This is a genomic window from Buchnera aphidicola (Cinara cuneomaculata) (genome assembly GCF_900698865.1).
GTDB lineage: Bacteria > Pseudomonadota > Gammaproteobacteria > Enterobacterales > Enterobacteriaceae > Buchnera_F > Buchnera_F aphidicola_AA.
Genome location: NZ_LR217695.1, coordinates 227,852 through 241,724 on the forward strand (window position 1 = coordinate 227,852; position 13,873 = coordinate 241,724).

The 13,873-nt window shown below is 23.5% G+C and carries 9 protein-coding genes; 4 read left to right on the forward strand and 5 right to left on the reverse strand.

Annotation, left to right across the window (positions count from 1 at the left end; all coding sequences use genetic code 11):
* The first annotated feature begins 39 nt into the window (after positions 1 to 39).
* The 4 genes from APCICUMA2628_RS00980 to pfkA all read left to right on the forward strand — a co-directional run bounded on the left by APCICUMA2628_RS00980 (position 40) and on the right by pfkA (position 6,311).
* Positions 40 to 2,841 (forward strand): 2-oxoglutarate dehydrogenase E1 component, encoded by a 2,802-nt coding sequence (locus tag APCICUMA2628_RS00980; protein ID WP_154027401.1) that lies wholly within the window; start codon positions 40 to 42, stop codon positions 2,839 to 2,841.
* A 20-nt stretch (positions 2,842 to 2,861) separates the two neighbouring features.
* On the forward strand, positions 2,862 to 4,073 hold the full coding sequence (sucB, locus tag APCICUMA2628_RS00985) for a dihydrolipoyllysine-residue succinyltransferase (RefSeq protein ID WP_154027403.1): 1,212 nt from the start codon (positions 2,862 to 2,864) through the stop codon (positions 4,071 to 4,073).
* 374 nt (positions 4,074 to 4,447) lie between these two features.
* Positions 4,448 to 5,140: a 2,3-diphosphoglycerate-dependent phosphoglycerate mutase gene (gene gpmA / locus APCICUMA2628_RS00990; protein WP_154027405.1), complete on the forward strand. Its 693-nt coding sequence runs from the start codon at positions 4,448 to 4,450 to the stop codon at positions 5,138 to 5,140.
* A gap of 205 nt (positions 5,141 to 5,345) precedes the next feature.
* Positions 5,346 to 6,311: a 6-phosphofructokinase gene (gene pfkA / locus APCICUMA2628_RS00995; protein ID WP_154027408.1), complete on the forward strand. Its 966-nt coding sequence runs from the start codon at positions 5,346 to 5,348 to the stop codon at positions 6,309 to 6,311.
* 251 nt (positions 6,312 to 6,562) lie between these two features.
* Here the strand turns inward: pfkA and tpiA are convergent, their stop codons facing one another.
* The 5 genes from tpiA to serS form a co-directional block, all read right to left on the reverse strand.
* A complete protein-coding gene (gene tpiA / locus APCICUMA2628_RS01000; RefSeq protein WP_154027410.1) occupies positions 6,563 to 7,327 on the reverse strand; it encodes a triose-phosphate isomerase in 765 nt (254 codons plus the stop codon).
* A gap of 452 nt (positions 7,328 to 7,779) precedes the next feature.
* On the reverse strand, positions 7,780 to 9,450 hold the full coding sequence (gene rpsA / locus APCICUMA2628_RS01005) for a 30S ribosomal protein S1 (RefSeq protein WP_154027414.1): 1,671 nt from the start codon (positions 9,448 to 9,450) through the stop codon (positions 7,780 to 7,782).
* 306 nt (positions 9,451 to 9,756) lie between these two features.
* Positions 9,757 to 11,055 (reverse strand): 3-phosphoshikimate 1-carboxyvinyltransferase, encoded by a 1,299-nt coding sequence (aroA, locus tag APCICUMA2628_RS01010; RefSeq protein WP_154027416.1) that lies wholly within the window; start codon positions 11,053 to 11,055, stop codon positions 9,757 to 9,759.
* A gap of 61 nt (positions 11,056 to 11,116) precedes the next feature.
* Entirely contained in the window at positions 11,117 to 12,205 is a 1,089-nt protein-coding gene (gene serC / locus APCICUMA2628_RS01015) for a 3-phosphoserine/phosphohydroxythreonine transaminase (protein WP_154027418.1), read from the reverse strand.
* A gap of 84 nt (positions 12,206 to 12,289) precedes the next feature.
* Positions 12,290 to 13,594: a serine--tRNA ligase gene (gene serS / locus APCICUMA2628_RS01020; protein WP_154027420.1), complete on the reverse strand. Its 1,305-nt coding sequence runs from the start codon at positions 13,592 to 13,594 to the stop codon at positions 12,290 to 12,292.
* Positions 13,595 to 13,873 lie beyond the last annotated feature (279 nt).

Consider the following 13,873-nt stretch of genomic DNA (forward strand, 5'->3'; position numbering starts at 1 on the left):
AAAACATATAAATAACTATATTCACAGTATTAAATTAAAATGACAAATAAAAAAAAAATATCTTTACATAAAAACGGATGGTTGTATGTAAGTAATCAATCATTTTTAGATAATATTTATAAAAAATTTTTATCTAATTCAAGATCATTAGATCCGTCTTGGAAAAAAATATTTAATAGTATATTAAATAAAAAAAATATATATAATAATATTATTAATCAAGAAAAAACTAAAAATATATATCAACCTATAATAAAAAATTCTATACATTCAGTATCAACAGATCATGAGATGTTTTTAAAAGAAAAATTTTTTAATTTGATCGATGCATATCGAAGATATGGACATTATAAAGCACGTTTAAATCCACTTAAATATCATAAAAAAAAAAAAAATATTCCCGAATTATCTTATTTATTTTATAAAATAACACCGAAAGAACTTAACCAATTAATTACTTTCAATTTTCTATTTTTTAAAAAAAAAATGAATTCTTTTAAAGAAATATATTTATTTTTTAAAAAAAAATATTCTAATTATATTGGTTTTGAATATATGCATCTTAACAATACTGATGAAAAAAAATGGTTACAAAATTATATCGAAACTAATCAAATTTCTCATACTTTATCCGATAAAGAAAAAAAAAATATATTAACAGACTTAATAAAATCTACTTCTTTTGAAAAATTTATTCATACTAAATTCCCAGGTCATAAACGTTTTTCATTAGAAGGGTGTGATATTTTAATACCTGTATTAAAAAAAATTATATTTTTTTGTATACAAAAAAAAACTAAAAAAATATTTCTAGGAATGGCTCATCGTGGAAGATTGAATGTAATGCATAATGTTTTAAGTCATAATGTATTACAAATGTTTCAAAATAATACTCTATCATTTAAAAGTCATAATGGTACAGGAGATGTTAAATATCATATAGGATTAACAAAAAGTATTCATAAAAATAAACAAGTAATAGAAGTTAACTTATTAGATAATCCGTCACATTTAGAAATTATAACTCCAGTTGTTATTGGATGTTGTAAATTTTTTATAGACAAACATCAAGATACCGAAAATCCTGTTCCAATTATTATACATGGTGATGCTGCTTTTATAGGGCAAGGAGTAGTACAAGAAACATTAAATATATCTCAAGTTCCTGCATATAATGTTTTTGGAAGTATACATATCATTATTAATAATCAAATTGCATTCACTACCTCTAACACAAAACATTTAAGAACTAGTTTTTATTGCACAGATATTGCTAAAATGATTGATGCTCCTATCTTTCATGTTAATGCTGATCATCCAGAAGAAGTTATGTTTGTAATTACATTAGCATTGAAATTTAGATATTTATTTAAAAAAGATGTTTTTATTGAATTAATGTGTTATCGAAGATTAGGTCATAATGAAGTAGATAATCCTTTTATAACTCAACCTAAAATGTATTCTATAATAAATCAGCATGAACGTATTTGTGTGTTATTTTCTAGAAAAATTATTGATTTATTAAATAAAGATGAAATTTCTTATAAAAAATTATACACACATTATAACAACAAATTAATTCAAAAATTTAAAAAATCTTATAAAAAATCCTATATTTCAATTATACCACGCAATAAAAAAAATCTATCAAATTCTTTAATTTTTACGCCCATTAGTTTTGATGATTTTAACAAAATAGCAAATGAATTATTTACGTTGCCTCAAGATTTAACAACACATACTCAAATAAAAAAAATTTTTTCAAATCGTGTACAAATGGCTAATAACCTCATTCCATTAGATTGGGGAACAGCTGAAAATTTAGTTTATGCTCATTTAATGTATTACGGAATCACATGTCGATTAACCGGAGAAGATGTCAGAAGAGGAACATTTTGTCAGAGACATGCCGCTATTGTTTGTCAAAAAAAAAATATTATATATATTCCTTTAAAAAATTTATCTAATATTAAAGGATCATTTTATATTTGGGATTCGGTATTATCAGAGGAATCTGTATTAGCATTTGAATACGGTTATTCTATAGTATCTCAAAATGTATTAAATATTTGGGAAGCACAATTTGGTGATTTTTCAAATGGTGCACAAGTTGTTATTGATCAATTTATAACTTCAAGTTTACAAAAATGGGGCCATTCTTCTTCTTTAGTAATGTTACTACCACACGGATATGAAGGGCAAGGACCTGAACATTCATCAGGACGATTAGAACGATATTTACAATTATGTGCTCAAAAAAATATTAAAATCTGTATACCTACGACAGTTTCTCAGTTTTATCATATTTTATTACAACAAGGCATAAATTTTTCTAAAATTCCATTAATTATTTTTACTCCAAAATCTCTCTTAAGAAATCCATTAACATTTATTTATATAAAAAAACTATTAAAAGAAAAATTCTATACCGTTTTATTAACTCAACCAAAAAATACATCAAAAATTATATCTCGTGTTATTTTTTGTTCAGGAAAAATTTATTATGAATTATTAAATTTTTATAAAAAAAATAACATTATTGATTCTATAATCATACGTATCGAACAATTATATCCTTTTCCGTACGCCTGTATCAATAATATTTTAAATAAATTTATTAATATAAAAAATTTTATATGGTGCCAAGAAGAACCTATGAATCAAGGTGGTTGGACATATATGTATTTTTATTTTAAAGAATACATATTAATAAAATATGATCAAATGTTTTTAAAATACGTTGGTCGTCCTAAATTATCTTCTACTGCTGAAGGAAATTTCATAGATCATCAAATACAACAAAAAAAAATTATTAAGTTAGCATTTTCTACATTAATGTAATTAAATTACAAGTGAAAACTATGAATAAAAATATCAAAATTTTAGCTCCTGATTTACCTGAATCAGTTAATAACGCGATTATATTAAAATGGCATAAAAAAATAGGAGATATGGTTCAAGAAGATGAATTAATCACTGAAATTGAAACTGATAAAATAATCTTAGAAATTTCATCTCCCGGTACTGGTATTTTAAACGAACAATTATTTAAAATAGGCGAAAAAATAAAATCTAGAACTATTATTGGATACATTATACCAACATCTTTAAAAAATGATATTAATAAAATTTCTAACAAACTTATAAAAAAAACTAAAAAAATATATTTTCTTACACCTAAAATGCGTAGATTAATTTCAAATAATAAAATTAATAAATCAAATATTAAAGGTATTAAAATATATGGAAAAATTTCTAAAAATAAATTCATTTTAAATAATCAATATAAATCTATATTATCAAAAACGTATCAAAATAAAAATAAAGAAATATCTTCAAAAAAAGATATCAATAAAAATTTATGTCACGATATTCGTTCTTTTCATCGAATTACTATGAGTCCATTACGACAAAAAATTTCAGAAAGATTACTATCAACCATTCAAAATACAGCTATGTTAACTACTTTTAATGAAGTTAATATGAAAAAAATTATATTAGCAAGAAAAAAATATAATGATATTTTTAAAAAAAGATCTAATAATAAATTAGGTTATATGTCTTTTTATATCAAAGCAGTAACACAAGCATTAAAAAAATTTCCAGATATTAATGCATCTATTGATGGTACTGATATTGTATATCATAATTATTATGATATTAATATTGCTATTTCTACTCCTAGGGGATTAATTACACCGATTTTAAGAAATACTGATCAATTATCTATGTTTGAGATTGAAAAAAAAATAAAATATTATTCTAAATTAGGTCAATCAGGTAAATTAAAATTAGAAGATTTACAATCTGGAACATTTACGATTACTAATGGAGGTGTTTTTGGTTCATTGTTGTCTACTCCTATAATTAATCCACCACAAGTAGCTATACTTGGAATGCATAATATCAAAAATAGACCAGTTGTATCGGATAATAAAATTAAAATACATCCTATGATGTATTTAGCTTTATCATATGATCATCAATTAATTGATGGAAAACAAGCAATACAGTTTTTAAATTATATTAAAGATATTATAGAAGATTTTTCACGAATTATTATTGATGTTTAGTATATATAAAATTATATAAACTATATAATTAGTTATACTACTATATAAATTAGTATAATTTAATCTTGCAATAAATAAGATAATTATCTATTATCACATATATATCATAATTCATGATGTATAAATATCTTTGAAATATTAAACATGTGTTCAATAATTTTTTATTAGGATAATGATCCTTATCATATTCTTTTTTTATAATTATTATTAATAATAATTAAAATTAATAATAATTAATATTATTAAATAATTTTTTAAAATATATCAAATATTAAATATTTATTTTTAATAATAAATATTTATTGTGTAACAGATATATCAATTGTGATAAAAATACCAATTATATAACGACACTATCATCATATAGGTGAAGAATGAATAATAAAAAAATAGTTTTAATGCGACACGGAGAAAGTCAATGGAATCAATTAAATCAATTTACTGGTTGGAAAGATATTAAGTTATCTGAAAAAGGAAAAAAAGAAGCATTATATGCTGCTAAACTATTAAAAAAAAATAAATTTTTTTTTGATATAGCTTATACATCAGTATTGAAAAGAGCTATTCATACATTATGGATAATTTTAAAAAAATTAAATCATATGTGGATACCCGTATATAAATCATGGAAATTAAATGAACGAAATTACGGATCTCTAGAAGGATTAAATAAAAAAGAAACTCTAAAGAAATATGGTAAAAAACAAGTTCAACTTTGGAGAAGAAGTTTTACAGAATGTCCACCACAAAAGAATTTTTCCGAAATTCAGTATATAATAAATAATAGAAAATATAAAAAATTAAAAAAAGAAAATATTCCATATTCTGAAAGTTTAGAAATGACGTTTAATCGAGTAATTCCTTTTTGGAAATCTACTATTGTTCCGCAAATGAAAAAAAATAAAAATATTATTATTATAGCACACGGCAATTCATTACGTGCATTAATAAAATATTTAAATCAAATTAATGATATTGATATAGAGAAATTAGATATTTCTACTGGATCTCCTATCGTATATGAATTTTCTCAAGATATTCAACCATTAAATTATTATTATTTATAAATAATAATTTAAAAATTTTTTAAATACTGATTAGTATAAATACCTTTATGATTCATTTCATGATATTTATATCTAAAATACAGTCTTGTTAATTATTTATTAGTATATTTTTAATTTTTAATTATTAAATACACTTTAATAATTACAAGACAATAATTTTTATATTATTTTTATTGCAATCAAGCATAAAGGTTACATATTTATCATGATTAAAAAAATAGGAGTTTTAACAAGCGGAGGTGATGCTCCAGGTATGAATGCAACAGTACGTTCTATAGTGTACACTGCCTTGAACAATAATATAGAAGTACTTGGTATCAAGAATGGTTTTTTAGGATTATATAATGATACTATGATACCGTTATACCAAGAAAGTGTTACTTCTTTAATTAATAAAGGTGGAACTTTTTTAGGATCATGTCGATTTTCAAAATTTAAATTAAAAGAAGTACAAAAAAAAGCAAAAAATAATATTTTGAATAGAAAAATTGATGCATTAATTGTTATCGGTGGTGACGGATCTTATATCGGTGCGCAATGTTTAACCGATATAGGTATTCCCTGCATCGGAATTCCGAGTACAATTGATAATGATGTACCTGGAACAGACTATACTATAGGGTATTTTACAGCATTGGAGACAATAGTAGGATCTATAGATAAATTACGAGATACCACATCTTCACATCAAAGAATTTCTATTATTGAAATTATGGGTCGTTATTGTGGAGATTTAACATTATTAGCGTCTATTGCTGGAGGATGCGAGTTTATTATCATTCCTGAAATGATTTATAAAAAAGAATTGTTATTATTAGAAATACAAAAAAGTATTAAAAAAGGAACTAAACACGCAATAATAGCTATTACTGAACATATATGTGATGTACATAAATTAGCAAAATATATTCAACAAAATACTAACCAGGAAACACGAGCAACAGTATTAGGACATATTCAACGAGGAGGAATACCGGTTGTATATGATAGGATTTTAGCATCTCGTATGGGTATTTATGCAGTACAATTACTTGTAAAAGGACATCAAGGAAAATGTATCGGAATAATAAATAATAAAATAATTCATAATGATATCAATTATGCATTACAACATATGACAAAATCGTGTAAAAAAAACTGGTTACATATGATAAAAAATCTTACTAATTAAAATTGTTTAAATAATATAGAATTTGGTAACATCAATAAGTGCCGGTAATCCGGCGCTTAAATATAAACTATTATTTAAAAGTATTAGATATTATTTATAAAAATATTTATCAAATAAATAATTTATTTATATGGAATACGTCTTATAAATAAGATAGTTTATAATTAATATTATAAATAAAATAAATAAATTTTTAAACTTTGTTAAAAATTTTTATAAGTATTACACTTATATTTTATATGTCATTTAAATTACATATTTATTGTTTTTATAATAGCGATGAATTCTTCAATTTGCAATGCAGCTCTTCCTAATAAAAAACCATCAATATCTTTTTGTTGAATAATATTTTTTGCATTATATTGTGTTACGGACCCTCCATATTGAATAAAAAAATTTTTTATTCTATTTTTTGTTTGGCTATGTATATATTGACGTATAAAACCAGCAATAAATTGTGCTTCTTGAGGTGTAGCTGAAATTTTTGATCCAATTGCCCATACAGGTTCGTATGCAATAATAGAATTATTAAATGCCTTTATTCCGCACACATCAAAAATTAAATCTATTTGTTTTTTACATATATTTATAGTATTATTTTCTACTTTTTCTTGTTTTGTTTCTCCAATACACAAAACAGGAATTAAATTTTCTTGTTTTAATAAATAAAATTTATTGGCAATCATACGGTCTGTTTCTTTATAATTGAATCTTCTTTCAGAATGACCAATAATTACATATTTAATCCCTATGTCTTTTAACATAAAAGGCGAGATATCCCCTGTAAAAGATCCAGAACAGTGATTATCAACATTTTGCGCTCCTAAAAAAAAATTTTTATTTTTAGAAAATAATAATTTTTGCATTAAATAAGAATATAAAACAGGTAAAGATATAACTACCGTACATTTTTTATGATAATCTATTAAAAAATTTTTTAATAATTTCAAAAAATTTTTAATAGATTGTTGTGTACCGTTTAATTTCCAATTACCTATAATGATTGGCTTAATCATTTTATTGCACCTTTATAAGCAATTATTAGAGTTTTGTATACTCAAATAATTGCTAATTATGTAGATTATTTATTGAATGATATTATATTTTATGGTATATAATAAAACTATATATTTTTAATTATTTTAATAAATACGGTTTATTCGATCTCTTAATTTTTTACAGGTTTAAATCAAGGAATATATTTTATTTTTAAATAAAATATCTTACCAATTTTAGGATTTCTATCTACTCTAGAATATCTTCAATGTAATAAAAAACTTCCAAAACCTCAAATTTAAATTCTATTTCCTTTTTTAAATAAGATGATATATACTCTAAAATAATTAGTAGTAAACATTTAATAATTTTTTCTAGAATATAAAATTTTTTTCAATATTTTTAGCAAATAACTCTGATTTTTATCAGATATCCTTTAAATAAAAATATTATAAAATATTTCGTAATTATTTTAACTTCGTGCATCTTCAAATGCTTGAGTCATAGTATTATCAATACTATTAGAATTCACTAATTTTTCTGTTAATATTTTTTTCTGTACATTCTTTAAATGGATTTCTTCCGTAATAGAGACATATACAATTCTATTTTTTTTATCAAATCCGATAATTTGTGTCAATAGATTATTTCCGGGAGATAATTGAGATATATATTTTTGACGATATTCGATAGGAATATTAGTTGCCTTTAAACATCCTTGAATTCCTTTTTCTATATTTAATAAGATTGCTTTTTCTTCAATCAATTTAATTGTACTCATTACTATAGTATTTTTTTTATTTTTTAAAATATATTGATGAAACGGATCTTCTTTTAGTTGTTTAATTCCCAATGAAATACGTTCTCTATCAGAATCAACTTGTAAAACAATTGCTTCTATATTTTGACCTTTTTTATATTTTTGTACAGATTTTTCTCCTGCTGTATACCATGATAAATCCGATAAATGTACTAGCCCATCAATTCCTCCATCTAAACCTATAAAAATTCCAAAATCAGTAATAGATTTAATTGTACCTTGAACTTTACAACCTTTATGATTTTTATCAGCAAATATTTTCCAAGGATTAATTTTGCATTGCTTAATTCCCAATGAAATACGTCGCTTAATTTCGTCTATATTTAAAATAGATACATTTATTATTTCTCCAGATTTTACAACTTTAGAAGGATGAATATTTTTGTTAGTCCAATCCATTTCAGAAACATGTACTAATCCTTCTACACCTTCTTCAATTTCTACAAAACAACCATAATCAGTTAAATTTGTTACATGTCCAGTATGTTTACTTCCTTCCGGATAACGTTCTGAAAGATTAGTCCATGGATCGATTCCTAATTGTTTTAATCCTAAAGATACTCGTGTTTTTTCTTCATCAAATTTTAATACTTTAACTTGGATGTTATCGCCGATTTTTACTATTTCACTGGGATGTTGAACTCTTTTCCAAGCCATATCAGTAATATGTAATAATCCATCTACACCACCTAAATCAATAAAAGCTCCATAATCTGTTAAATTTTTTACTATTCCAGCAATAATATTACCTTCTTGTAAATTTTTTAAAAGTTGATCACGTTCAGCACTGTTTTCTGATTCAATAACAGCTTTTCTTGAAACTACAACATTATTTCTTTTTTGATCTAATTTAATTACTTTGAATTCTAATTCTTTTCCTTCTAAATGTAGAGTTTCTCGAATAGGTCTAATATCTACTAGCGAACCAGGTAAAAAAGCTCGTATATCATTTAATTCAACAGTAAAACCACCTTTTACTTTTCCGTTAATAATACCAACGACATTATAAGATTCTAAATGAGCTTGTTCTAATTTAATCCAAGATTCATGTCTTTTAGCCTTTTCTCTTGACAAAATGGTTTCACCAAAACCATCTTCTATTGTGTCCAACGATACGTCTACTATATCTCCTATTTTTATTTCTAAAGCACCTTTGGAGTTTTTAAATTGCTCGATAGGGATAGAAGCTTCTGATTTTAATCCAGCATCTACCAACACTACATCATTATTAATACAAATTATAGATCCTTTAATAATTGATCCAGGACGAGTTTCTATATTTTTTAATGATTCTTCAAATAGTTCAGCAAAAGATATTGTCATATAAAATGTTCTATTAAAATAATATTATGAAAGTTTAAAATAAAATTTTTAAAATAAATTAAACATACATAAAAGCCAATAAAAACCATTTATTTCAAATGGAGTTCGATATAAATATGTATCACTTAATATATTCTACTTAAAAAGTAGAACAAATAAATAAATATACAAATATATATATTAAAATTATATAAATTATATTTATATATAAATAAGTTATTTGATTGTAGTATTAATTTTTTTTTTTAATAAAAATACAGTATCTTAATATTTATAATTAAGTAATTTTTATAAAAATAATTATAATTACGAATTTTTTGAATATTGACAAATTGAACGTAATTTATCAAAAAATAATGGAAATGTTTTGTTTACACAAGTTGGATTTAATAAAGTTACAGGAATTCCAGATAAAGCAATTAAAGAAAAACACATAGCAATACGATGATCATTATATGTATTAATAGTGGCATGTATAAATTTCTTTAACGGATAAACAATTATAAAATCAGTCCCTTCTTGTACATTAGCTCCAATCTTTCTCAATTCAGTTGCCATAGCATATAAACGATCCGTTTCTTTAACTCTCCAGTTATATATGTTTTTAATGTGTACAAATTGATCAGAATATAAACCTAACATAGCAAGTGTCATAGCCGCGTCCGGAATGTGATTACAATCTATAGTAATACCAAATAAATGATTTTTTTTACAAATTAAAGAATTTTTTTGCCAAATAATAGAAACGCCCATATTTTTTAAAATATCAATAAATGCGACATCTCCTTGTATACTATTTTTTTTAATATTATTTATTTTTACATAACCACCTTTTATAGCGGCAGCTGCTAAAAAATAAGTAGCAGAAGATATATCGCTTTCTACTAAATAATTTTGAGGAGAAATATATTTTTGATTTCCTTTAATATAAAAACGTTTATAATCATGTGAAATATCTACCGTCACACTAAAATCATTCATTAAATTAATTGTTAAATCAATATATGGCTTAGATACTAAAATATCTTCAATAATAATAGTTGTATCTAATTCAGCTAAAGGTGCTAACATTAATAATGAACTTAAAAATTGACTTGAAACGGTTCCATTGACGGTAATTATACCTCCTTTAAAACCTCCTTGTATATATAACGGTGGATATCCGATAGTATGAGTATATTCAATAATTGCTCCTCCTGATCGTAATGATGTTACTAAATGATCAATCGGCCTTTCTTGCATTCTTTTATCACCGGTTAAAATAATTTGATTATTATTTAATGATAATATAGCTAATAACGGACGCATAGCAGTTCCGGCATTACCTAAATTTAAAGTAATTTTTTTTTTTATATTAAATGATCCGGCAATACCTTGTATTGTACATTCTGATTTATTTTTATTGAAAGAATATTTTATTCCTAGTTGTGATAACGCGTTTAACATGTATTTTGTATCGTCACTATACAACAAATTTTTTATAGTTGTATTTCCAGAAGATAAAGCTGATAACAATAATGCTCGATTCGAAATACTCTTTGATCCTGGTAAACTTAATTCACCCGTAATACAATCAATTGGTTGCAAAGTTAAACTATTTTTCATATTAAATATAACCCCAAAATAAGTAATAAATATCTATATAAGATAGCTGTTTATATGAATTTTAACCAAATTTTTTCTCAAAAAATTTCATGAAATTAATAAGATGTTTTATACCTTTTATAGGCATAGCATTATAAATAGATGCTCTTATACCCCCAACTAACGAATGACCCTTTAAACCATATAATCTGTTTTTTTCAGCCATTTTAACAAACAAATCTGTCAATTCTTTTTTTTGTAAATGAAAAGTAATATTCATACGTGACTGATTGATAGGTACAATATAATTTTTATAAAAACCGGTAGAATGTAAATATTTATATAAAATTCGTGCTTTTTTTTTATTATTTTTTTCTATAAAATCTAAACCTCCTAATTCTTTTATCCATTTAAATACTAATCCAGCAACATACCATGAAAATACGCTAGGAGTATTTAACATAGAATTTGATTGAGCTAACAATTGATAATCTAAAATTGAAGGAGTTTGATAACTAACACTTCCTAACAAATCATTACGAATAATCACAAGTGTAATTCCAGCAGGACCGATATTTTTTTGAGCACACGCATAAATCATACCATATTTATCAATATTAATTTGACGTGATAAAATAGTAGAAGAAAAATCACCAATTATAATCTTATTTTTTAAAAAAGGTTCTTCAAAAATCTCTATTCCTTCAATTGTTTCGTTTGGACAATAATGTAAATATGTATTTTTATAAGATACTTTCCAATTTTGAATAGATTGAATATACACTTTATTATCTTGCGTAAATTTTCGTACATTGATAATATTAGGATTACAATATTTTTTTGCTTCCTTAGCGGCACATAACGACCAATATCCGCTATTGATGTAATCAGGTTTTATAAATTTTTTTGTTAAATTTAACGGTATTGCAGAAAATTGACCTCTTGCTCCTCCATGACAAAATAAAATATAATAATTTTCAGGAATATTTAAAATATAGCGCAAATTTTTTTCAGCTTGTAAAGTAAATTCTATAAATTTTGAACTACGATGACTAATTTCAATAATTGAAGATTTAGAATGATTCCAATTAAGAAAATTATTTTTTATTTCTAATAATACTTCTTTCGGAAGAATAGCGGGTCCAGGATTAAAATTATATATAGTAGACATATTTATCACCACTGTTAATTTATTTTTACATTTAATATTAGATATAAAATTTATATTTATGTTAATAAAAATTATTTCATTAGATTAAACTGAAAATTTCATACCATTCATGTATGGATATTGTAATACTTTAGGAATAGCAATATTCCCGTCTGAACATTGAAAATTTTCTAAAATAGCAGCTAAAGTTCTTCCTACAGCTAATCCGGAACCATTTAATGTATGTACAAAAAAATTTTTTTTATTATTGTTATCTCTATAACGAGCATTAATTCGTCTAGCTTGAAATTCACCTACCATAGAACATGAAGATACCTCTAGATATGTATTGAGACCTGGCAACCATACTTCTAAATCATATGTTTTTTGAGATGAAAAACCAAGTTCTCCTGTGCATAATAAAATTTTTCTATATGGTAATTGTAATAATTGCAATATCTTTTCTGCATGTTGCGTTAATATTTCAAGTGTATGCTCAGATTTTTCAGGATGTACAATTTGTATAATTTCAACTTTATCAAATTGACGATTTCGAATTAATCCTTTTACATTCTTTCCGTAAGTATTTGTTTCTGCTCGAAAACAATTACTTAAAGCAGTAAATTTTAACGGTAATTTTTTAGATGAAATAATTTTATTTTTTATTAAATTTATTAATGGTACTTCAGATGTTGGTATCAAAAATAAATTATTGTATTTATTTATTTTATAATTATTATGTATAGTATATGCATGGAATAAATCTGTTTTAAATTTCGGTAATTGTCCGGTACCAAACATGCAAGTATCTCGCACAATAGTTGGTACATATACTTCTTGGTATCCATGCATTTTAGTTTGTACATCTAACATAAATTGTCCTAAAGCTCGGTGTAATTGAGCAATAAAACCTTTCATAACAACATGTCCGGAACCGGATATCTTAGAAGAAGCATTCCAATCAAATCCTTGTAATTTATTACCAATTTCTATATGATTCATAATAGAGAAATTATATTTATTTTTTTCTCCCCAGTAATAAACGACTTGATTATTTTTTCCATTTATACCTATAGGTACATTACTATGAGGTATATTAGGAATAACTAACAACATTTTATATATTTTATTTTGTATTTTTTCTAATTTTTTTTTTAAAAAGTTAATACAAGTACGAGAATAAATTAACTGATTTTTAAAATCATCACAATTATGATAAATTTTTTTTCTATATATCATATGTTGTGATAATCGTTTATGTTCTGATATTTTCGTTTCACTATTAATTTGTAATACTTTACGTTTTTTTTCTAATTTTCTTAGTTTATCTGCATTTAAAGTAAAATTTCTTTTTTTTAACTGTTCTTGATAAAAAGAATAGTTATTTTTAATTTCATTAAAATTTAACATAGCATTTATAATTTTCCAATATATAATTTTTTTTAATAAACATTTGATATGTAAAAGATTATCTATCATAAAATAGATAATTATAATTTATAATATATATATTTATAAGAAAATATAAAACATATATATAAATATATTATATATGTAATAAACTATGTATTATGTATATTATATATATAATAGAGTCGTTATTCTATCATTATATACATATCTTAATTTTATTAAATTAACTAATTTTTAATTCAAAATATTTAATATAAAATACTTATAAATTGGAAA